Origin of the sequence: Paralteromonas sediminis (genome assembly GCF_003820355.1) — a bacterium.
Lineage (GTDB): Bacteria > Pseudomonadota > Gammaproteobacteria > Enterobacterales > Alteromonadaceae > Alteromonas_F > Alteromonas_F sediminis.
The window spans coordinates 1-21,937 of the sequence record NZ_RPOK01000003.1; the positions used below are offsets into that span (position 1 = coordinate 1).

Below are 21,937 nucleotides of genomic sequence, written 5' to 3' on the forward strand. Positions count from 1 at the left end.
AATTAAAATCGAAATACTTGACTTTAAGTTAATAAAGTAAAGCTAAATAAATTGTCGTTGTGACACTCTTAACGAGTGCCCACACAGATTGTCTTGTATCTAATTTTTAAAGAACAAATGTTATGCTTTGCATAACGGCTTGGTGAGCTTTCCTCCCCAAGCGGGACGCGCATTCTACGCGTTTCGTTGGCAGTGTCAAGGCTTTTCTTTAAATTTAATTATTAAAAATTGGCGCTTGGTTTTTACTGAATAGCGCTTGCAGCTTTTCGCTTAAGCCCTCGTTCAACGTGGCGCGCATTGTACGTAATCTTTTTCACAAGGCAACAAGTTTTTTAATTTTTTTCTACTTTGACCGTCATTTCATGTAAAAGCGGCTATTTTCACCAGTTTCAACACCCTTTTTTTAAACATAAAGGTTAAGATTGTTCATTTCATGATTAGTCAGTACACTATATGAGCTGCCATTTCATTAATAAAAAAAATACAAGGTAGGCTGTATGAGCAATCAACTAATATTCGGGCTAGTTTTAAGTACTGTTAGTGCCATTGGTGCATCACTACTTTTTCCAAATGTGCTAACCCCCACTCCTTTACACATTGCGATATATGTTTTCATTTCCTGCTTGGTAATAACCTTCATTACAACAAGCGGAGTGAAAGAGAAAGCAACTGACCAGCAACAAGAAAATAAGGAAACCACAACCTTATATGTGGGTAACTTACCGTATCGGGCCAACGAAGACGCAGTAAAAAGCTTCTTTGGTAGCCATGTTTTTGTTCAGTCTGTTCGCTTAATGAAAGACAAAAGGACAGGAAAACGCAAAGGGTATGGATTCATAGAGGTCGTGTCTAATGACGTTAATGCCGTGATAGACAAACTCAATGATACTGTCTTTCAGGACAGGACGTTGAAGGTAAGACCCGCCAAAGATAAAGTTGAAGGGTAGCCTATTGGCCACCCTTTGTTTTCTCCGATACGGTTGACGCTGCATCGACAATTTCTTTGTTGAATTGATTGAACCTGTTAATGGCTGACACCAGATCCGGTGTTTTTACTTCCTCGTCCATTCTATTAACGATGTCGGTCACTATATTATTGTAGTCATTCATACCAGCAAGCACTCGGCTTGCCTGATCCATTGTCCTCAACACATCATCAACATAACTCAATACCGGCTTTATTTCTCGTGCTGGCTCATTGGTTTGCTGCTCATTGTACTGTTTGACATCTTCATAGGCACTTAACACAGATGCACTTTTAGCCTTTGTTAACTGCAGCGAATAACCTACCAGTTCATCTTTGTCATAGCCTAGAGCCAAAGAATCTTTAAATGCCTTCTCCACGTCGCCATTAAAAAACTCATCGGCGACTTTGGCAATACGCTCTACAAGCTCTTGTATCGCGTTCAGTTCTTTTTCGTCTATATCACCGTTGACCTGCAACGAAATACCCAGTCGCTCAAAGAAACCGAACTGACTGCTAGTACTACTTGTATAATTACCCGCCTGGCCCTGACCCACAGGTTCATTAGCCACACTGACACTCGTGCTCTGCGCATAGTTGACTGAGCGTTGTTGTTGAAAGCGAAGAGTAACCTCATCTCCATCTCTCGTGCGTATAAGCAGCTCTGAACCTTTGAAAGACTCAAACTCAGCAGCGGCAATAGTATTTGTTGCCTGCGGAGCAAAAATAGATGTCTCAAGTCTATCAATGCGACCAAAAATCGATTTTTCTGCGCTATCGATGCCCGAAGACAAATCAGGACTCATAAAAGCAGACAAGTCGCGTCGAGCCATACCAATACCACGACTCACGCCCTCTCGAGCCTGGGAGAATAGCGTATTCAATTTTTCATCACTTGCACCGCCTGACGCTGCTCCCTGAATAACGCCACCAACGAAGCGCATGACATTGTCTGCTATTGCTTCAAAGTCGAACCCTGAAGATTCACTTTTCTCTGGTGCCTCTTGTGTATCTTTTGTGTCCCTTTTACCGTTAACTTCAACGTTTTGTTTGAGTGAATCACCCAGCGCCTTGTAGGCAATGCTGTACTGTGAACTGAATGTTTCCACAACACTTGTTTGTTGGAATTGCCTCGCTTGCTTCAGCCCTTCCGCTTGCAGTTGCTCTTTTATCTTGGTATCGGGACGAACAGCCTCTTCTCCACCAAGAAAAGCCTTGATGCTACCAATGTTCATAATTAAAACCCTCTCATTCCTCAACTACGTTATCGGCAGAAACATGAATAGGTTTAATTTTGTGTTGCCTACGCCTAAAATGCGCGTCGAAACACACCTAACGTTTATCTGGATACACTATGAGTAACCCCAACTACCAAGAACAACTTGAAGAAAAAGTCACTCGACTTACTTCAATGTTAGCGCAGTTTAATGCCCCTGCACTGGAAGTATTTGAATCACCGGATAAACACTATCGGATGCGTGCAGAGTTTCGTGTTTGGCATGATGGTGATGACCTCTATCACATTATGTTTGACCAAGTATCGAAAAAGCCCTACCGAGTCGATCAGTTTGAACCGGCTTGTGAAGCCATTAATAAAGCCATGCAGACAGTGATAAGTAAGGTCAAATCGTTACCGGTTATGCGTCGCAAACTTTTTCAAATTGATTATTTGTCTGGTATGTGCGGAGAGTTAGTCATCAGCATGCTCTATCACAAACCATTGGATGATGAGTGGACAAGCGCGGCTGAAAAACTGCAAAGTGAATTGAGACAAGAGTTTCAAGTGTCACTAATCGGCAGAGCGAGAAAACAAAAAATTGTTTTAGACAGGGACTATATAGTAGAGAGCTTACCCATAGCGGGCCGTAGCTATTCTTTTATGCATATTGAAAATAGCTTTACGCAACCTAATGCTGCGGTCAACATTAACATGATTGAATGGGCTGGGCATTGCAGTCAAAACTTGGGTGGCGATCTGCTTGAATTTTACTGCGGCGCGGGCAATTTTAGTCTCCCACTAGCCGAATACTTTGACAATGTCGTGGGAACAGAAATCGCCAAACCGTCTGTAAAAGCGGCGCAATTTAGTATCCAAAAAAATGCTATCGACAATGTCATCATTGCCCGATTATCTGCAGAAGAGTTTGTAGATGCATTAGCGGGCAATCGAACCTATACCCGATTAGGCCATATCAATTTAGATAGCTATAACTTTACAACGGTGCTTGTGGATCCACCAAGAGCGGGCTTAGATGCAGCGACATTGTCCTATGTGCAAGCGTACGACAACATTATCTATATCTCTTGCAACCCCGATACGTTGAGGGAGAACCTGGCCACATTGACACAAACTCATCGCATTGAGCGGTCTGCATTGTTTGACCAATTTCCATTTACCCATCACATTGAAGCGGGTGTGTTGCTTACCAAGAGAAGATAAATTAAAGAAATAAGTGCGCTTACTTATTGATAAGTAAGTGGAAAGATATGCTGTCGTAATACTGTCGTATCAATGCCGTAGCTGTGGTTAAAGAAATAAATCAAATTGCAAATTCTTGTTAAAAAGTAGGAAATCATTATGAACCATAGCGAATTTGCACTCGACTCAAAACATAAAAATATCATTTGGAGCTGTTTATTTCTCTTGGGATTTACCCTTTCTGTGGGTACATCAATAAAGAGTTATGTTGCTGCCTTGGCTATTGGTTTACCATTAGCTATAGCATTGTATGTTAATAACCAGAAAAAGGCGCCTTCATGAAAGTAGATTCGGAACAAATTATACAACTACGGCGCGACCATGGTTGGTCGCAAGAAGAGCTGGCTGTTTCTGCTGGGCTAAATTTGAGAACGGTACAACGTATCGAGAAGGAAGGCGTTATATCGCTTCAATCAAAGAAAGCCTTGGCGTCTGTTTTTTCGATAGACTTGTCTACTTTGGATTACGTGGAACCTGTCCATACCAAACACTTCGAATACAAAACTGTAGTATTAAAAAATGACGTTTCTTGGATTTCAGGCTGGGGAAAAAAGACAAAACACGATGCGTCATATGAAGTAGACACAATACTCAATACTTTCGCAGAAGCAGGGTGGAGAGTACATACTGTCAATCATGGAAGTAGTGTACATGGTGGCGCTGGACAAATGCAGGTGCTTTTAGAGAGAGAAGTGGCCCACCAATAAGGTTGTAGAAGTGAGCGTTGAAATGAAATGGATGTTGTTTTTTATCCTGCTTCTCATTGAGCTTGGATTTCCAAGTTTTTCATATGCCAATTCAGAGGGAGAAGACCGGTACCCCACTGAATATTGGCATCAATACCCGAGTCCGGAACAAGCCGGTTTTATATCGGGGCGTTTGGCTAAAGTTGAAAAATTCTATAATAAAAGAGAGTTTGCAAGCCTGTTAATCATTAAACATGGCGCAATTGCCGTTGATTGGGGTGAGAACAGTCGCAGATTTCTTGTTCACTCTATTCGCAAGAGTATGTTAAGTGCATTGTATGGCGTTCATTCCTCTGACATTGATTTCCACAAGACGTTATTGGAACTCGATATTGATGATAATAATACGCTCACAAAAAAGGAACGCTCTGCAACACTGTTGAATGTCATTTCTTCTCGTTCAGGTGTTTATTTACCTGCTGCTGCAGAAGGCGGGCAAATGATGAGCGGCAGACCCAAAAGAGGTAGTCACGCGCCAGGCAGTCACTGGTGGTATAACAACTGGGATTTTAATGTCGCCGGAAGTGCCTATACCAACATGGCTAAAATATACATAGCGCAAGAAAATATTGATGGTGCAAAAAAAATGCTGGACCAAGCGCTACACTTCGAGCCGAGGCACAAACAAGCCAATAATTTAGTGCAAACGCTTGCCATCAAAGAATGGTTACTTCCTGGTATTGCTTTGGTTATAGGTGTACTTGCTCTTATTATCTTTGTGGTATTAAGAAAACGCAGTAGTTAATGTCAGTCAACGCCCTATGGCGACTGAATTGAAAGTTTAGGTATTTTTGCCTCTGTTCGATGTCACGTTTTCCGCAAAATAAAACACTTCATAGTTTATGTAATTCCAAAACTATGAAGTGTCTAACTCTTCTATTTTTGCCAAGCCTTTAACGGCAGATTAATGCGTGACGATAAATACCACTTTAGTGCTAGCGGCTCACCTGCATCTGAAATATGTTCATGATTTACCGTTTTTCCCGTTCCGAGATTAACTTGTGCAGCGACATTTTTGTTCACGTTCAATACCAGAACAATTTTACTTCCAGCTCGAATTAACTTAGATGTAAAACGCGCATTGACAATAGGCACCCTTCGCTTTTGATTTGGCGTAAGTAAGCGCCTCTTAGAAATATCATCAGCATAACTCGCTCGACTACGATATGTGTTTAAGTGGAAAACTTCCCCGTCTGCGGTGACTTCGTAATAGTTAAACCCTAAATCGACGTCTTTTTTGTTAATTGATATATCGAAAAAGCCCGTTATTGCACCTGTTAGCTCCATATCCTGCTCGAATACGGGTGTTTCTATCTGAATACCGCTTTGCTTGTTAATACTGCTCTGAATAACAGGCCAAGGCGCACTGTTGCGCTGTTCTGTCCTGTCAGCCAGATCAATGGTTTGTTCAATATATTCGTCGCTATCCTTTGATGCAGTAGTGCCCAACACATAGTTTTGTTGAGAGTTAGGCTTTGTAGATTGAATATAGAACGTCTGATTATGCTGGTTTAAAGTTTCAATGGAATCTGCATACCGCCATTCATTGGCACCCATGACTTGATAGTTGACTTTCGCCTGAACTAACTTTGGTCGCTTCTTTCCGTGTAAAACGTAATTGAACCACTCAAACACCACTTCTTCAGTATCCTTTTCTAATGCAACAGGATCGAGTTCATAATTGCTGTGATGCGAACGCGGTTTGTTTTGGGCAGACCAATGGTTATATGGCCCAATTAGTAAAGAATGATCAGCTGCCTCATTGTACTTGTAGTGCTCATGAAAATAATGAAGTGCTGATATTTGCCCGCCTTCAAAGTAGCCGGTAATTGACAGAACAGGAATATTGATGCGTCCATATTCCTCTTCATGAGGCACCATACTTTGGTAATACTCGTCATCTTCTGGGTGCGCTAACCATTTTTGTAACCATGGGCTTGGCGTATTTGCTATTTTGTCGATGTCAGTAATCGGACGTCCACTGGTATATAATTCGTCGACAATCCCCTGCGTTCTCTGCCAATCACGGTAAATAGTATTGTCTAGAGTTTTATTGTTGGTGACAAAAAGTGGCCATTCAAAATTATCTGTTAGCGCGATATTATTTTCATAAGGAAGTCCAGTGATTATATTTGCCGCAGCATAGGGGGCAATGGCTTTTAAGCCTTTAGGCATATGTTTGGCTGTAGCCCATTGCGTGAACCCATTATAACTACCGCCGTACATAACAACTTTTCCATCACTCCATACCTGCTCAGTAATCCAGTCAATGAGTTGAGCGGCATCCTTCCCTTCGTGTTCCCAAGGTACGATTTTGTTTTTACTTGAGCGTTTCCCGCGTGAGTTGGCGACCATTCCAATAAATCCGTGAGCGGCTGCGTGCATGGCAGTCTTTATATGCGCCGCTTCATCAGCATAAATAGTAAATTGTAAAGCCGTTGTGTTTGGTGCTGCTTGCCCCCTACTTCGCACTATTGTCGTTGACAACTCAATACCACCATCCAACTTAACCAATACATCTGGTTGTACGATAAAGCGGCGCTCTTGTTCTGCGTTAATCGTCTCTGCTGAGATAGGTATGATAATTTCAAGTACATGAAAAAGGTGCGTATTAACAGCAACAACTATCATTTCTTCTTTAGATAGCGTCGCCCTGTCCTTAAGCTGTTTGTAGATATTATGAGCATAAGATTTAGCATTTGATAATGACCAACCTAGTGCCAGTGACATCTGCACAAACTCTTCATCGTCAAATCCAGAAAAACGTTTTTGTATAAGGCGACTAGCTTCATTTATCAGTGCTGTTTTAGATTTTGCTTTGCTGCCCAATGCGTCCTTCGTTTGATGGAAGAATTGATAGTGAGCAAATTCTTTTGTGTTGCTTTGACTGTCAATTAGCTTTTCGATTGCAGCACCGTCATTTCTTAACGACAGTAAAGCGACCTTGTTAAACATGTTTTGCTCTTCAACGTCTTTGAGCGTGAGCGATGCAGCAAATAATGCTAATTCTTGTTTGAAGCTTTCAGAATTGAGTATATTGTCCAATGCATTTTCATTGCTTAAATCTGCATTGGCGATTGCTTTGGGCAAGGCAAACTTCTCAGTATCATCTGCATAGGTTTTTTGTATCAAGTTAAGTAAAATCATCAAAACAATGATTATTACCTTATATAATTTAAATTCAGTCATTGGCGTGTCCGTGGTTGCATTGTGCGTTAAAGTGTTCACACAGTACCGAGACACCTACTTAGCGTCCTGACTAAACTCTGAAGAGTTATGACTTTTTGTGACAGCGCGTTATTAAAGGGCTGTACAGCATAAAATTGGAGATATATGCGCTGGCAAATAAATGGCATTGAGTTTTGCGAACAAAAACAAACGTTATATCGCCATGGCGAAACTGTTCGACTTGAGCCTATGATGAGTGAACTCCTGGCCTATTTTTGTCATCATCACAATCAAGTGATCAGCAAGGAAACCTTGCTTAATGACGTGTGGCAAGGACGCTACGTAAGCGACAATACCGTTAGCAAACTCATCACAAAAACAAGAAAAGCTCTCCAAGACGACGCAAGAAACCCAAGTTTTATCGTCACAGTACCCAAACGCGGCTATCGCCTTATTGCAGACACAACAAAAATTGAAGACGAAGAGCCTTACATTGTTAGCAGCCCAAAGCGCAGCAAGTTAGCTTTCACTACAAAGCACTATCTATACTTGGCCATCACAGTTCTTATTAGTTTGCTTGTGAGTGCCGTGTTTTTGTACAAACCTGAATCTAAGGTAATAACCTCAGCTAAAGCAGTCACAACAGATAAAGGCAGTGAGTCATTCCCCAGTTTTGCACCAGATGGCATTAGACTGTCATATATGAATTATGATGGGAGCACTCTTCGACTTTTTGTCAAAAACATATACTCAGGCGAGCAAGTTGAAGTAACACACGGAGACAATGTTGGTGTAGGCCCGGGAAGCTGGAATAATGCTGGAGATAAACTCGTATACTTAGCCGCAACACAAGAGCGTTGTGAATATTTTATAAGACGGTTTGACGGGTTAACTATGTCAGAACCAAAACTCATTCACACTTGTAATCCAGGCAGTTTTGGCGTTATTAAGTTTACCCATGATGATAACGTATTAGTTTTTGCGGAATCGCCAGGAAAAGGGGAACCCTATTCACTGTACTCAATAGATCTTGATTCTGGCAAAATAACATGGCTTCCTCAGCCCGATATTCATTTGGGCGGAAATAGCCAATTTGATGTCCACCCCTCAGAAAACAAGTTACTCATATCATCACCCAATGAAAAGCAATGGGAAGGCTTCTATCAACTTGACTTAAACACGCAAAAACTTGAACTCTTGTTCCAGCTAAACAGTTACATTTGCTGCGGTATTTGGTCACATGATGGTGAGCATGTCGTGATGATGGGTGAACACCCTGCTCGCGATATTGTGCAGTTCGATATTGATGGCAGTAATAAAACACTCCTCTTTAGCAGCCCGCTACTTCTTCATCGCCCTGAACGACATAGCAATGGTAGAGATTATGTATTTACTGCATTCAAACACAATTTAAATATTACTGAATACAACCTCGACAACCGAGAATCGACGTCAATATTGAATGGTTCTTCTGACGAAAAACTCGCGGTTTTCTCTCCAAGTGGTAAGCAAATAGCATACATCAGCCCAGCTTCCGGGAGTGAAGAGTTATGGCTGGTTGATCATGAAACAAAAAGAAAAACAAAAATTACAGAATTTGCCGATGACCGTCATTACGTTGATTTAGCATGGTCTCCAGACGAAAAAAAAATAGCAGGTTTAACTTTAAACGCAGTACATATTATTAACATTGCAAATGGCGAAACATCCGTCTTGGATCTACCTCAAAAGGAATATCGAAACCTTTCATTTAAGACGCCAGAAACCGTTGCCTTGAGTACCAAATTGGGCAACCAATGGCAAGTTGTAGAACTAGATTTTATCGACAATACAAAGCATCTTCTGGACCCCAAATGGAAAGCGGTGCGCTACAGTCAATCCGAGGATGACTGGCTCTGGTTTGATCAAGAAGGCCAGATGTTTATGGGACTGGAAAAAAAGCCAATTGTGATATCAGAGCAAAAAATTAGCCCTTCCTTTGGTCGCCAGTTTAATGTCAAAAAACACGGTAAGCACATTGCTTTTTACAACTGGCATTCTGAGCAAGTGGAAGTTTTTGATGTAGAAATGAATAAGGCTGTCGCTACCTTGCCCACCAGAGTGGGTCATTTTTCTATTAATAAAAACCTGGTATTACTGGGCAAGCGCTCATCAAGTGGTAACGACAGTGACCTATATCAAACCTACTCTCAAGCGATAGAGGCCAAACAGGCTAGCCTCTTTTAAAGACTAGCCTCTGTGTTGCAACAAAATTTTTAATTTTGGGAGCTTATTTCATTGCCGTCTTTATCTAGACGCTCAATACTTGGCTGACCTTCCGTGTAAGTGAGCTTGAACACAGCAACCCCATCGTTTTTCCTGTTGGTTAACGCACCCATTAGATCATAGAACCTATTCTGTAATGTACGACCCGTGTCATCACGGATAACTTCAATACGCGCGACGCCATTTCCATTCAGTGTTGGCTTCCCCTTGTCATTAAAAAACCGAATATCAAGAACAAACCCTTCAGCATCATAGATGTTCCGAGAAAAAACCGAGCCATCGCCAGGCAATGTGACAATTCGACCTTCTGAATCAAATTGAATCATACCCACTGTATAGCCGTTACTATCATGCTCGTAGACTTCACTACTGAAACCATAGATGCCAGGGCGTTTTTCATAGGGAGCTAAGTTTTTTAGCTTTTCTTCAGCATCATACCAAGCAATTTTCTTTTCATCTAAAGTGGACTCATCCCAAAAAGTCTTCACGATGGCCACCTGGCGTTGCGGGCTATTCAGCAGTTTCCCTTGAGCATCAATATTCCATGTCTCCAAGCGTAAGCCATGCTCATCAAACAACATTTTGATACGACCAAAGTCTAGAAATTCATTCAGTTTTTCAGGGTTTCCATCTTTATTAAAGCGGTCTTCAATCACCGTTTTACCATCTTGGCTAACATCCCATTTGGTGATCCAGACACCTCTCGAATCGGCCACGCGATCACCATTCTTGTCTCTATAGGTTAGCGTTTTTTTATGGCCAAGCTCATCTAAGGTAAAGATTTCCTCGGTCACACCCCAATAGTTTTCCATGGGTTGGTTGTTTTCATCCCAGTAGCGTCTAATCATTTGATTGTCGTTATAATCAAAGGTAACACTTGCGGCACTCGCTATCGCGCCAAAACGGGCATACCCGCCTCTGGTGATGGCTTTTCTGAACCAGCGCTCAATGCGAACGACTTGGCCTTTATCATTTCTGATAAAACGATAATATTGCCCATACCCAATATTTTCTTTTGTCACGGGGTGACGCCCCTGCAACGCTGCATAGGGTGACGAGCGGAAAACCATATCTCGGTATAATTCTTCTTTTTTGGCCATCTGTGTATCAGCACCTACTGCTGTGCAAAAAAAGCCACCACATATACACATCATCACGAACCAAAGTGTTTTTGGTGTCATGTTTCCCTCTCTTAATACTGAATATTCTTAATATGGAGGCTTCACTAGTGCGTTCATGTCTGAATAACACAAGAAAAAACCTTTCTATCAATCTAGTGCTAAAAGCTCACAAGCACGCTCTATCCTGCACTTCAAAAATCAACACAACCATAAAATAAAAACCGAAGGGTCTAGTTAATCTCAGTTAAGACTTACAACCATATCGAGGATTGTTGTCTTAGATGGAAAGACGACTGCCCCCAGACAGTCAAATTTAGATAGACCAAAGACAGTACCGATACATAGCAAATCACGGCACCAAAGAACGATTTTAACTTGGTATCTGCGAATGCACTGAGCTTAGGTATTTGGGCTGATAACACGCTTTCTTACACGGGGTATGCTGACACAGTAACCCCTTTCATCACTGTAGGGTTAGGGAAAGTGTACTCGCGGTTCGAACAAAATCAGCAAGCGTTATCCGACTGGTCGACGGGTTACAAAGTAGTAGCCGGACTCAAATTTGATTTAAGCGAAAACTCGACACTGAGTGTTGGTGTTGGTCATGTTGATTCCGGACATCTAAATTAATCTAAATAGACAGAGGCTTTAACCTAAACGATTTAGATGATCTTTTGACTCTGACTCAACTCAACAGAATTGGCTTTAAGTTATGGTCATCCGGGGCAATAAGTGGTGTCGAAGAAGCAATGCAGTATTAAAGATTGGTGCGTCAATCCTTAGCTACCTTTCCATAACTTGTGCTCCAGCTTGCACAAAGCGCAGGTGACTTTTAACTCTCTCAGCAATCGAATTTCTGGTTTCTTTGTCAGCTTCTAATGCGTCGGCACCAGCACTAAACACGAGTTTCACCATGGCTTCAGCTTGAAGATGAGCAACCTGCCTGGGTATGCTTTGTTGTTCAACGATGTAGTCCGTCAGCTCATCAATAAAATGCTGAATCTCTCTAAACACCGCAAGTCTATAAGCGGCTGATGTCCCTGTATGCTCGCGAAGAAGCACCCTAAACACGTTTTTATTAGCGCCAATAAACTCCATGAATGTGTCGACTGAGGTATTAATAACGCCGCCGCCTGTGGCAATTCGACGCCTAGCCTGACGCATCAATTGCCTCAAAGCCAGTCCAGCCTCATCCACTAATGTTAAACCTAGTTCATCGATATCTTTGAAATGACGATAGAAAGACGTTGGGGCAATCCCCGCTTCCCTAGCTACCTCACGAAGACTAATCGCAGACAAACTTCTGTTTTCATCAAGCAATGCGAACGCAGCATTTATAATATTCTGCCTGGTTTTTTGCTTTTGTTCCTGCCTACTCATAGCTAGTTCACTCCGTAAATAATTGTGCTATTCAGCGCAATTATCTTGCCTATGTCAAGAGAAGACGCTAAATTAGCGTACAGTTGTAAGCTGAATCGTAATACTATGTCTAAACCTCCAATTATCAAAACCAATGTTGCCGTATTTATCATCACAGGGCTTATTGCTTTAATCGCAACCCCTATGTGGGCGGTCTCCTATGGCTTTGACGCGGTTGAGATTGCCGTCACTGTCGCTCTGTTCTTTTTTACTGGTATGTCTATCACCGCCGGATACCATCGTTTATGGGCTCACAAAGCCTTTGAAGCGCACCCAGTAGTCAGACTAACCCTAGCAATCGGCGGTGCAATGACACTGCAAAACAGTATCCTTCACTGGTGTTCCGATCATAGAGAGCATCACAAGCACGTTGACCACGAGGAAAAAGACCCGTATTCAGCCAAAAAAGGGCTGTGGTACTCACACATTGGGTGGATGGTCAGAGAATACAACAGCAACCCTTATAAAGCGTACGAAAATTGTAAAGATTTAAAGAAAGATAAAATTGTTATGTGGCAGCATAATTACTATTTACCCATAGTACTTGCCGCTAACTTTGGTCTTACAGGTATACTAGGTTGGCTTAACGGGGATGTGTTAAGCATGATGCTGTTGGCTGGCGTATTCCGCTTAGCGGCTGTTCATCACGTAACCTTTTTCATTAACTCTCTGGCTCACTACTGGGGTTCGCAACCCTATACAGATAAAAATACAGCCCGTGATAATGGCGTGCTGGCGTTTTTCACATTTGGTGAAGGCTACCACAACTACCACCATATTTTTGAATATGACTATAGAAACGGCATTCAATGGTGGCAATACGATCCAACAAAGTGGCTGATTTACGGTCTGTCACGGGTTGGTTTAACCAAAAATCTGCGCCGTTGTCCTGAAGAAAGAATAGAAAAAGCAAAATTACAAATGCAACTTCTTCGTGCTCAAAAAGAATTTACTAAATACCCCAATGCAGAGGCCTTGCTCGAAAAGTTACATGCAGAATATGAAGCAATGAGTAAAAAACTTGTTGAGTATTATGCAGCAAGAAGAGAGTGCTTCAAACAAAGGAGCGAGGAGCTAAAACAGGGTATTGAGAGGCTGGAGATGGATTATAAACTGAAAGAAGTTAAGCTAGCTTTTAAGCTTCAACGTGAGAAGTGGCAGGCCATAGTAACCATGTCGCCCGCAATGGCATAAAAAAGCCGGTCGTTGACCGGCTTTTTTTATCTTTTCGCCAAGGTATTTGGCTTTTGTGTTACGTTTGAATACGCAGCATCTTTGTGGGCGACTATCTCTATTCGCATTTGCTCAGGATAGAATTTCATTGTCGCCATTACATAGTCGCTGCTGTCGTCAGCACGCTGAGTAATTTTAGTTTGCACTTCGCGGAAGGCCACGTTGTTGCTGATGTTGTCAGCGACACATTGACTGTTCATTTCGAAAGTTTTTGTGTCCATACACTCGAAAAGCTGATTTTTATCAGACTCCGCATGCGCGACACCACAAATTGCTGTTAGCATAATTGCTGATACTACTTTACGCATGTCTGGTACTCCGTTAATACAGTAAACCTGTATAAGATAGCATACGTTACCACTCAACAATCGTCAAACATATTATTATTACAGTTATATTACAAATATCTTGAGAGCACGAATAAAAGTATGGAAATTGAGTCATTAATGTTGGACATAAGCCGCTGCACCTTGTGTTCCGCCGAATTACCTTTCGATCCTCGACCAATTTTAGCTTTACATTCACAGAGCCGCTTGTTGATTGTCGGACAAGCCCCCGGATTGAAAGCCCATGAAACAAATAAGCCATGGAATGATGCCAGTGGCGCTAGGCTTCGTTCGTGGTTATGTATTGATGAAGATACGTTTTATTACCCTCGACACGTTGCACTCCTACCTATGGGGTTTTGCTTTCCTGGTTATAAAAATAACGCCGATGCGCCACCTATGAAGGTGTGCGCGCAAACCTGGCATAATAAAGTTCTGTCGAGAATCAATCCACTTTGTACTGTGATAGTGGGAAGGTTTGCGCAGCGTTATTACGCTAATGAAAGTTCAACGTTGACGCAAGCAATAAAGGAGCAACCTCTTCGCCACCGCAACACCTGGGTAATGCCCCACCCTTCTGGTAGAAATAATCGCTGGCTGGCTAAAAACTCATGGTTTACGTCTGAGGTGCTCCCAGATATCCAAAGAGCAGTTGCACAATCACTTTTGGTAGTTGGAGAGGAAGCTAATGAGTGCGTCAAACGGCATAGGCTTAGCAAATAGATACCCCTGCGCCTCGTCGCAACCCAGCTTTATCATGTAATTTGCTTGCTCTCTGGTTTCAACCCCTTCTGCAATGGTACTTAAACCAAGTTTAGCGCCCAATGTGACTATGGTTTCTGCAATGAAGGCACTTTGCCCAGGTCTGATATCGCTGACAAAAGACCGATCAACCTTTAACCTGTCAAGAGGAAACTTCTGAAGATAACTCATAGAGCTAAAACCCGTTCCAAAGTCATCAATGGCAATGGCGACTCCGTGAGATTTAAGTCGAGTTAATGCATCAATGACAATTTGCGGTTCGTCCATAACCACAGATTCTGTAATTTCTAGCTCTAGCCTTTCTGGCTCACAATCATTTGTCTCAAGTGCTCGCAACACTTTTTCCACAAATAATTTATCTCTAAATTGTGGGATGGAAACGTTCACGGCTATACGCAAATCGGCATAACCTTGCTTATCTAATTCAGCGAGCCTTCGACAAGACTCTTCCAATACCCATTGGCCAATATCAACAATAAGCCCTGAATATTCAGCCAAAGGAACAAAAACGCCGGGAGGAATGTATCCTCCACTGCCGTCAGGCCACCGCAGTAGCCCCTCCATACCCACCACTCTTTCAGTTGCTAGATCAACTTGTGGTTGAAACCACAATTCAAGCTTGCGGTCGGTGAAGTCGGTCCGTAGTTTTCTGATTAGATTTATTCTGCCCGCCGTCTCTTCTTCTACTTCTGGCGCAAAAAACGCGAAATTGTCACTAAGACTGCGTTTAGCAAGATTAAGGGCGATATTGGCACGTTTAAGCAAAGTCGTCCCTTTCAATGCCTCACCACTGTGCTCACACAATCCTATTTTTACATTGATAGGTAAGGTGTAATCGCCCGCTTTAAAGGCGTCCTGAAAGACATCATTGATGCGCGCTTCATTGACCTGTTCAGTATTACCAGCAATTCCATATACATCGGCGCCAATACGAGCCACTTCTATACTCTCAGGAAAGCATGTTCTCAATCTGTCAGCGACTGATTTCAGTAACTCATTACCTAGCTCCTGACCCAAGCCATCATTAATATCTGAGAAGTGATTGATGTCGACTAGCGCTACGCTGTTCTTTTGGCCCGCTTCCGGGACCATGTTGTTAAGCACATTGATAAATTGTGTTCTGTTGGGCAAACGCGTGAGCCAGTCCTTAAATGCCGCATTACGCAACTCATGGAAAAGATACACATTCTCGTAACCCACAGAGATACTGGACAAGAACACTTCAAGGAGCCCTTTGTCCATTTCGTTCATTTCGTGAGTAGTACTCAAAAATACCGCGGCCTCATACCCCGAGCCATTTAGATAAAGTACGGTGTATGTTGACTCAAATAAATGGGTCTTTATCTTCAGACAGCGGTTTATGGCGTCTCTAATTTCAACATTGCTGAGGTGATTAATAGGTTCGTTGATAAAAGAGGCATAAGCGCCAGCCGCGCCAAGTATGTATACACCATCATCACTTTTGTCCAACACTGTACCGGCTTTCGCACACACTAAGCCTTCTGCATCCAAGCCAATAAGAGAGCTTATCTGAGTAACAATGCCCTCACAAAACCCTTTGATGGAGTGCTCTTCAAGCAGGTTGGCTGAAGATGAGATAATTTTCTGCAGACCCAACCGACTTTGGTTGATGGTCATAATTTGCTGGTAAGAGCGAAGCGAAGAAATAACACTGGTTAACAACTTACTTCGCGTGAGCTCAGTTTTAGTTTTGTAGTCGTTAATATCGTAATTCTTGATTACATCTTCTTCTGGTGCAAACCCAGGTTGACCGGTTCTCAGAATGATTCTGGGTTCCATAAGCTTAGCTTCATCACGCAAGTACTTAACGACTTGGAAGCCAGCGTCATCTGATTCCATAACCACATCCAACAAAATCATTGCCAGATCTCTGCCATGCTCCTCAATACATGCGCGGGCTTCAGCCCCGGAATAGGCGTGATGAAACTCCAAAGGTTTGTTATGGAGGATTAAATCTGAAAGAGCAAGTCGGGTCACAGTATGGATTTCTTCGTCGTCATCAACAACGAGTATTTTCCAGACTTGGTCGTGGTCGCGTTCTAGCTCAGTATGACTTTCTTCGTCCAGAAAAACGAGTTCATCATTTTCATAATCAGAAGGCACTGTTTAACAACTCTGTAAAAACCTATATTTCTATCGTACATTAGACTGAAAAAATTGCCAATTTTCTAATAACGACGCCGATATGATAGTAGCGTAGCGCTTCAAAGAAGACTTCACAAATGAAAATAGATGCTTCATCTCCCAGAGTTTCCACAACACATCCCGCTGATGTACAAAAAAAGTCGGCTACAGAAAAGTCAGAGCCCACTGCAAGCGCTGCACCTACTACTACGGCAAAAACAAAAATACATCAATTATCCGCGAAACTTGGCGTACCATCGCATATGACGTTTGCAAGCACGACAGATAAAGCTAAAGCTATTGCAAATCGCAATAGACGACGGGAAGAGCAAAAATTGATGAACCTTTCCGCCATTTTGGATTTGGCCTTAGATGTCGTCATTGCAGATGCCACAGCAGAAGCGATTGACCCTGACTGGCTGTATGCGTTTGCCGACCTCGCTGAAAATATTTACTCTCCGGATATGCAAGAGCTTTGGGGCAAAATTTTTGCAGTGGAGATAAGTCGTCCTGGCAGTTTTTCGCTGAAAACGCTAGAAACATTACGCAGGCTCACACAAAAGGACGCGAAAATATTTACTACAGCTTGTAGGTTATCCAGTAAGCGAATGGGCGATCCCATCCCGAGGATTATTACCGATTATCATCAGCGGAAAACATTGAGCAACTGGTTTATTACCAAAAGAAGCCTTCCAGTCAACCTTGCAAACTATGGCTTGTCGTACCCTTCACTACTCACGCTTATCGACCTAGGGCTAATAGTGTCCAATGAAATCGAAAGCGCCGAATTTCCGTTAAACAAGTCGGTCACTTTTCGATGCGGTGACAAAAACGTCAACATCAAAGCGAAACGCAGTGGTGTTGCATTAGCCTACTATAAGTTTACGACTGTGGGTGCGGAGCTATCGATGTTAGCGAAAAGACATGAACATGCAGAATATTTAGAAGACATGAAAAACGTGCTAAGCCGCGTCTTTATTATTAACGGAGAGTAATGCGCTGAAGACAGTCTAAATACCATCTCCAAACTCATGCAGGCCGCATTCTCTTTTTAATCCAAAGAAACGCGTGTCCTGTTCTTCCATTCCTTCACTAAGCGCTTTTGTTGTGTGCCAATCGCCAATGGACACATATCCTTTTTCCCACAGGGGGTGATAGGGCAGGTTATGCTCTTTGAGGTAGTAATGCAGATCTTTATTTGTCCAATCAATAATCGGGTAGAGCTTAAATTGGCCGCCCACTTTTTGCAGTACAGGCAGAGTCTGCCTCGAGTCCGACTGACTGCGTCTTAAGCCAGCAAACCACGTGCCTGCTTCTAACTCTTTCAGTGCCCGTTGCATAGGCTCTACTTTATTTTCCTTATTGTACTCTTCGATACCGGAAAGCCCCTGCTCCCAGCGCTTTCCGTGCCGGGCCTCCTGCCAAGCAGCAGAAATAGCAGAAGCATAGACTTTCAGGTTCAAGTTAAGCAATGACGATAACTCATCGATAAACTGATAGGTTTCTGGAAACAGGTAACCCGTATCGGTCAACACCACAGGAATATCGTGTTTGGATTCGGTAAGCATTTTCAGCATAACTGCCGACTGAGCACCAAAACTCGAAGACACTATGTGGTTTCCAGGTAAGTATTCAAATGCCCACTTAACCCTTTCCTGAGCAGTTAGTGTCTCAAGATACTGATTGATTTCAGCCAACTTTTCACTGCTGATTTCAAGTGAGAGCACACCATCGACAAATGGTGCCTCCAATACGGTATCATTCATAAAAATCCTTAGCAGAATTTATGACTGGTTTAATTACGCCGGTGCGAATGACGAAGTCACCAAAACCTTCGTATTCCTGCCTGTCTTTTGCCCACAGACCAATCAAATCATCCAAGATAGCCATTATTTCTTCGTGGCTTATGTTTTCTCGGTACATGCGGGGGATCCGGGTGCCTTCGCGATTTCCCCCCAGGTGCAAGTTGTATTTTCCGGGGCCTTTTCCAACCAGTCCGACTTCAGCTAACATTGCGCGTCCACAACCGTTCGGGCAACCTGTTACGCGATAAATAATGCTCTCGTCACTTAGGTTGTGTTTTTCAAGCAGTGACTCTATTTCGTCTACTGCTCCAGGCAAATAACGCTCAGCTTCAGCCATGGCAAGTGGACAAGTAGGAAGCGAAACGCAAGCCATGGAATCTAAGCGCTGTTTAGACACTGCACCTTGAATAAGGCCATGCTCTATTGCTAACTTTTCAATCTGTTCTTTTTGTTCAGCCGGCACGCCGGCAATAATCAAATTCTGGTTGGCAGTTAACCTAAAGTCACCTTTATGCACCTTGGCTATTTCCCGACAACCCGTTTTTAGTGTCTTGCCGGGGAAGTCTAAAATACGACCATTTTCAATAAATACAGTAAGGTGAAATTTCCCATCAATGCCTTCTACCCAGCCAAAGCGATCGCCACGGCTCGTGAACGTGTATGCACGACTTTCTGCAAACTGAATACCGGCCCTGCGTTCAACTTCTTGCTTAAATGTTTCCACACCAACACGCTCAAGCGTGTATTTCGTTTTTGCGTTTTTCCGATTAACGCGGTTACCCCAGTCACGCTGTGTAGTTACTACAGCTTCAGCAACTTGAAGTACATGACTTAAAGGGATAAATCCGAAGTCATCAGCTTTTCTTGGAAACGTTGAGTGATCGCCGTGTGTCATGGCCAAACCACCACCAACTAACACATTAAAGCCAATCAGCTTTCCTGATTCAGCGATTGCCACAAAATTTAAGTCGTTGGCGTGTACATCAACGTCATTCTGAGGAGGTATCACAACAGTGGTTTTAAATTTACGCGGTAAATAGGTATCCCCTAGAATAGGTTCCTTGTCAGTGGTTTCTATTTTCTCACCGTCCAACCATATTTCAGCATAGGCGCGAGTTTTTGGAAGTAAGTGTTCACTTATTTTCTTTGCCCACTCCCACGCTTCCTGATGAACTTCTGATTCAACAGGATTTGAGGTGCACAATACGTTTCGGTTTACGTCACCCGCTGTTGCAATTGAGTCGATACCCACTTTATTCAGCGTCTGATGCATCAGTTTTATGTGTGGCTTTAAGACACCATGAAACTGAAAGGTCTGTCGGGTAGTTAGTCTAATACTGCCGTACAGAGAATGCTCTTCAGCAAACTTATCAATTGACAACCACTGATCAGGAGTGATTACTCCGCCAGGCAATCTTGCGCGAAGCATAACATTGTGTAACGGTTCGAGCTTTTGTTTGGTGCGCTCTGCCCTGATGTCTCGGTCATCCTGCTGATACATTCCGTGAAATCTGATCAATTGAAAATTGTCAGCAGTAAATCCGCCTGTGATATCGTCTTTTAAATCTTCGGCTATGGTACCGCGTAAATGACGACTCTCGGTTTTTATGCGTTCGTTATCAGACAGTTTGCCTTCAACAATTAACGTTTTGTTGTCGCTGCTCATTAGTAAACATCCTTCTGATAACGTTTCGCTTTGCGAAGTTCGACTATGTATTTCTTTGCATCTTCTGGTGATTTTTTACCGTGTTTTTCCACAATACTTATCAAGGCTTGTTCTACGTCTTTTGCCATATGATTTGCATCGCCACACACGTAAAAATGCGCCCCCTGCTCTAACCAGCTGTATACGTCTTCACCTTGCTCTAGCAAGCGATGTTGTACATAAATTTTCTCAGCTTGATCCCGAGAAAAGGCTAGTGAGAGGCGAGTGAGTAATCCCGACTTTTTATACCCTTGCCATTCAGTCTGATACAAAAAGTCCTGGGTAAAGTTAGGGTTACCAAAAAACAACCAATTTTTACCACCTGCTTCCTGAGCTTCACGCTCTTGCATAAAAGCCCTGAAAGGCGCGATCCCCGTACCCGGTCCAACCATAATTATGGGGGTATCCGAGTTTTCAGGCAGACGGAAATTGTTATTTGGCTCAATATAAACGTCTACTTGTTCACCTTCTTCCAGCCTCGAACATAAGAAGCCTGATGCCCCGCCCTGATGGCGCACGCCAAACGCTTCATAGTCCACATGTCCTATAGTAAGGTGAACTTCGTCTTCAACTTCAGCCTGACTCGATGCAATAGAATATAAACGGGGCGTTATTGGACGTAGGGCAGCTGCGAGTTCCACAGCATTTATTTGTGCTGGAAAGGCGCGAACGACATCGATAATTTGTCTGTCGGCAAGAAAGGCCCGCAACGACGCTGTGTCATCAACAATTCTTTGCAGTTCAGGTTGCTTTGCCACGGACTGATAAGCTTTGACAAACCCTGGATAGCTCAAAGTCAGCTCAAAACGTGAAATTAACGCTTCTCGCAACGCTAATTCTTCGCTGCCCACGTTGATCAAGGTGTCGCCGTCTGCCTTTGTTAGCGTTAGCATTTCTTCAACAATGACTGGGTCATTTTTGAACCAAACACCCAAGGCGTCACCTGGTTGGTACTGAATCCCACTGCCTTCAAGGCTAATTTCAATATGTTGAATGTCTTTGACAGAGTCTCTGCCGGTAATTTTTTGTACGGTAGCCAGAGTAGCCTGGAACGGTGATTTTTTGTTGAACTGCGCAACAGGAGCAACACCAGGCATGACAGGTGCACTAACAGTGCTTGTTCCACCCGCAGCGAGGTCATCTTTAACCTTGGTTAATACCTTATCAACCCAGGATTTGGCTGCCGCCTCATAGTCCACATCACAGTCGACCCTGTCAGTGATTGACTGACCACCCAATGCGCTAATGCGGGCATCGAAATCTTTGGCCGTTTGACAGAAGAACTCATAGCTTGTGTCGCCTAACCCCAAAACTGCATAGCGTGTATTTGATAGCTTGGGAGCTTTCTTGCTGCCGAGAAACTCATGCAACTCAGCAGCATCATCAGGAGCGTCACCTTCTCCATGGGTACTCACCACTATTGCAAGATGTGACTCATTCTTAATTTGGCGAGGTTTGTAATCAGCCATACTGACCAGTTTGCTGTTAATACCTTGGGCTTGGGCCTGAGAAAACATGCCTTCAGCAATGCTTTTTGCATTGCCTGTTTGTGAACCAAACATGATCGTAAGGCTAGCATCGCTACTCGCAGAAACGGCAGGGGTGCCTGCAGATACGTTGCCTGAAGCAGCCAAACCGGCAAGATAACCACTGACCCACGTCAGTTGGTTGGCGTCTAACCCAGCTATAGCTTGGGTGATAGCGTTAAGTTGCTGGGGCGCTATTACGCCCCCTGCGTTAGGTAAAATACTCGACATAACTCATCAGTCCTACTTTAATGGCGATAGACTAATGGTTTT

The 21,937-nt window shown here is 43.1% G+C and carries 18 protein-coding genes; 9 read left to right on the plus strand and 9 right to left on the minus strand.

Going from position 1 to position 21,937, the window contains the following annotated elements; genetic code table 11:
- Nucleotides 1-497: 497 nt before the first annotated feature.
- Nucleotides 498-947 (plus strand): RNA recognition motif domain-containing protein, encoded by a 450-nt coding sequence (locus DRW07_RS09055; protein ID WP_124027597.1) that lies wholly within the window; start codon nt 498-500, stop codon nt 945-947.
- Between the two features lies 1 nt (nt 948).
- Here the strand turns inward: DRW07_RS09055 and DRW07_RS09060 are convergent, their stop codons facing one another.
- Nucleotides 949-2,199, minus strand: coding sequence for a DUF5610 domain-containing protein (locus DRW07_RS09060; protein WP_124027598.1), 1,251 nt, complete (start codon nt 2,197-2,199; stop codon nt 949-951).
- Nucleotides 2,200-2,318: 119 nt separating this feature from the next.
- On the opposite strand from DRW07_RS09060, the gene trmA reads away from it, so the two are divergent.
- The 3 genes from trmA (at nt 2,319) to DRW07_RS09075 (ending at nt 4,934) form a co-directional block, all read left to right on the plus strand.
- Nucleotides 2,319-3,404, plus strand: a complete 1,086-nt coding sequence (trmA, locus tag DRW07_RS09065) for a tRNA (uridine(54)-C5)-methyltransferase TrmA (RefSeq protein WP_124027599.1) — start codon at nt 2,319-2,321, stop codon at nt 3,402-3,404.
- Between the two features lie 317 nt (nt 3,405-3,721).
- Entirely contained in the window at nt 3,722-4,150 is a 429-nt protein-coding gene (locus tag DRW07_RS18315) for a DUF4177 domain-containing protein (RefSeq protein WP_165870457.1), read from the plus strand.
- 22 nt (nt 4,151-4,172) lie between these two features.
- Nucleotides 4,173-4,934 carry a tetratricopeptide repeat protein gene (locus tag DRW07_RS09075; protein ID WP_124027600.1) on the plus strand — a complete coding sequence of 254 codons (762 nt, stop codon included), beginning with the start codon at nt 4,173-4,175 and terminating at the stop codon, nt 4,932-4,934.
- Nucleotides 4,935-5,065: 131 nt separating this feature from the next.
- On the opposite strand, the gene DRW07_RS09080 is transcribed toward DRW07_RS09075, so the two are convergent.
- Entirely contained in the window at nt 5,066-7,378 is a 2,313-nt protein-coding gene (locus DRW07_RS09080; RefSeq protein WP_124027601.1) for a CocE/NonD family hydrolase, read from the minus strand.
- Nucleotides 7,379-7,522: 144 nt separating this feature from the next.
- Between DRW07_RS09080 and DRW07_RS09085 the strand changes: the two genes are divergently transcribed.
- On the plus strand, nt 7,523-9,583 hold the full coding sequence (locus DRW07_RS09085) for a winged helix-turn-helix domain-containing protein (protein ID WP_124027602.1): 2,061 nt from the start codon (nt 7,523-7,525) through the stop codon (nt 9,581-9,583).
- 29 nt (nt 9,584-9,612) lie between these two features.
- Here the strand turns inward: DRW07_RS09085 and DRW07_RS09090 are convergent, their stop codons facing one another.
- Nucleotides 9,613-10,803: a hypothetical protein gene (locus DRW07_RS09090; protein WP_124027603.1), complete on the minus strand. Its 1,191-nt coding sequence runs from the start codon at nt 10,801-10,803 to the stop codon at nt 9,613-9,615.
- Between the two features lie 315 nt (nt 10,804-11,118).
- On the opposite strand from DRW07_RS09090, the gene DRW07_RS09095 reads away from it, so the two are divergent.
- Nucleotides 11,119-11,373: a hypothetical protein gene (locus tag DRW07_RS09095; protein WP_124027604.1), complete on the plus strand. Its 255-nt coding sequence runs from the start codon at nt 11,119-11,121 to the stop codon at nt 11,371-11,373.
- 153 nt (nt 11,374-11,526) lie between these two features.
- Here DRW07_RS09095 and fabR read toward each other — a convergent pair whose 3' ends face one another.
- Nucleotides 11,527-12,123, minus strand: coding sequence for an HTH-type transcriptional repressor FabR (gene fabR / locus DRW07_RS09100; RefSeq protein ID WP_124027605.1), 597 nt, complete (start codon nt 12,121-12,123; stop codon nt 11,527-11,529).
- Between the two features lie 105 nt (nt 12,124-12,228).
- Between fabR and DRW07_RS09105 the strand changes: the two genes are divergently transcribed.
- A complete protein-coding gene (locus DRW07_RS09105; protein WP_124027606.1) occupies nt 12,229-13,356 on the plus strand; it encodes an acyl-CoA desaturase in 1,128 nt (375 codons plus the stop codon).
- A 26-nt stretch (nt 13,357-13,382) separates the two neighbouring features.
- Here DRW07_RS09105 and DRW07_RS09110 read toward each other — a convergent pair whose 3' ends face one another.
- Complete coding sequence (locus DRW07_RS09110) at nt 13,383-13,703, minus strand: pyridine nucleotide transhydrogenase (protein ID WP_124027607.1); 321 nt, start codon at nt 13,701-13,703, stop codon at nt 13,383-13,385.
- A gap of 120 nt (nt 13,704-13,823) precedes the next feature.
- Between DRW07_RS09110 and DRW07_RS09115 the strand changes: the two genes are divergently transcribed.
- Entirely contained in the window at nt 13,824-14,444 is a 621-nt protein-coding gene (locus DRW07_RS09115) for a uracil-DNA glycosylase family protein (protein WP_124027608.1), read from the plus strand.
- Here the strand turns inward: DRW07_RS09115 and DRW07_RS09120 are convergent.
- Nucleotides 14,382-16,607: a bifunctional diguanylate cyclase/phosphodiesterase gene (locus DRW07_RS09120; protein WP_124027609.1), complete on the minus strand. Its 2,226-nt coding sequence runs from the start codon at nt 16,605-16,607 to the stop codon at nt 14,382-14,384. The genes DRW07_RS09115 and DRW07_RS09120 overlap by 63 nt on opposite strands.
- A gap of 119 nt (nt 16,608-16,726) precedes the next feature.
- On the opposite strand from DRW07_RS09120, the gene DRW07_RS09125 reads away from it, so the two are divergent.
- The gene (locus tag DRW07_RS09125; RefSeq protein ID WP_124027610.1) at nt 16,727-17,623 is read left to right on the plus strand and encodes a TIGR03899 family protein; all 897 of its coding nucleotides are present in this window, start codon (nt 16,727-16,729) and stop codon (nt 17,621-17,623) included.
- 15 nt (nt 17,624-17,638) lie between these two features.
- Here DRW07_RS09125 and DRW07_RS09130 read toward each other — a convergent pair whose 3' ends face one another.
- From DRW07_RS09130 to DRW07_RS09140, 3 genes are read right to left on the minus strand one after another with little or no spacing between them, the layout of a single operon-like run.
- Nucleotides 17,639-18,394, minus strand: coding sequence for a phosphoadenylyl-sulfate reductase (locus DRW07_RS09130; protein ID WP_124027611.1), 756 nt, complete (start codon nt 18,392-18,394; stop codon nt 17,639-17,641).
- A complete protein-coding gene (cysI, locus tag DRW07_RS09135) occupies nt 18,387-20,099 on the minus strand; it encodes an assimilatory sulfite reductase (NADPH) hemoprotein subunit (RefSeq protein ID WP_124027612.1) in 1,713 nt (570 codons plus the stop codon). The genes DRW07_RS09130 and cysI overlap by 8 nt, the downstream gene beginning before the upstream one ends.
- Nucleotides 20,099-21,895: an assimilatory sulfite reductase (NADPH) flavoprotein subunit gene (locus DRW07_RS09140; protein WP_124027613.1), complete on the minus strand. Its 1,797-nt coding sequence runs from the start codon at nt 21,893-21,895 to the stop codon at nt 20,099-20,101. The genes cysI and DRW07_RS09140 overlap by 1 nt, the downstream gene beginning before the upstream one ends.
- Between the last annotated feature and the right edge of the window lie 42 nt (nt 21,896-21,937).

Coding starts and splice junctions, on each gene's coding strand:
- DRW07_RS09055 (WP_124027597.1), top strand. CDS start 498: ATGAGCAATCAACTAATATTCGGGCTAGTTTTAAGTACTGTTAGTGCC.
- DRW07_RS09060 (WP_124027598.1), bottom strand. CDS start 2,199: ATGAACATTGGTAGCATCAAGGCTTTTCTTGGTGGAGAAGAGGCTGTT.
- trmA (WP_124027599.1), top strand. CDS start 2,319: ATGAGTAACCCCAACTACCAAGAACAACTTGAAGAAAAAGTCACTCGA.
- DRW07_RS18315 (WP_165870457.1), top strand. CDS start 3,722: ATGAAAGTAGATTCGGAACAAATTATACAACTACGGCGCGACCATGGT.
- DRW07_RS09075 (WP_124027600.1), top strand. CDS start 4,173: ATGAAATGGATGTTGTTTTTTATCCTGCTTCTCATTGAGCTTGGATTT.
- DRW07_RS09080 (WP_124027601.1), bottom strand. CDS start 7,378: ATGACTGAATTTAAATTATATAAGGTAATAATCATTGTTTTGATGATT.
- DRW07_RS09085 (WP_124027602.1), top strand. CDS start 7,523: ATGCGCTGGCAAATAAATGGCATTGAGTTTTGCGAACAAAAACAAACG.
- DRW07_RS09090 (WP_124027603.1), bottom strand. CDS start 10,803: ATGACACCAAAAACACTTTGGTTCGTGATGATGTGTATATGTGGTGGC.
- fabR (WP_124027605.1), bottom strand. CDS start 12,123: ATGAGTAGGCAGGAACAAAAGCAAAAAACCAGGCAGAATATTATAAAT.
- DRW07_RS09105 (WP_124027606.1), top strand. CDS start 12,229: ATGTCTAAACCTCCAATTATCAAAACCAATGTTGCCGTATTTATCATC.
- DRW07_RS09110 (WP_124027607.1), bottom strand. CDS start 13,703: ATGCGTAAAGTAGTATCAGCAATTATGCTAACAGCAATTTGTGGTGTC.
- DRW07_RS09115 (WP_124027608.1), top strand. CDS start 13,824: ATGGAAATTGAGTCATTAATGTTGGACATAAGCCGCTGCACCTTGTGT.
- DRW07_RS09125 (WP_124027610.1), top strand. CDS start 16,727: ATGAAAATAGATGCTTCATCTCCCAGAGTTTCCACAACACATCCCGCT.
- DRW07_RS09130 (WP_124027611.1), bottom strand. CDS start 18,394: ATGAATGATACCGTATTGGAGGCACCATTTGTCGATGGTGTGCTCTCA.
- cysI (WP_124027612.1), bottom strand. CDS start 20,099: ATGAGCAGCGACAACAAAACGTTAATTGTTGAAGGCAAACTGTCTGAT.
- DRW07_RS09140 (WP_124027613.1), bottom strand. CDS start 21,895: ATGTCGAGTATTTTACCTAACGCAGGGGGCGTAATAGCGCCCCAGCAA.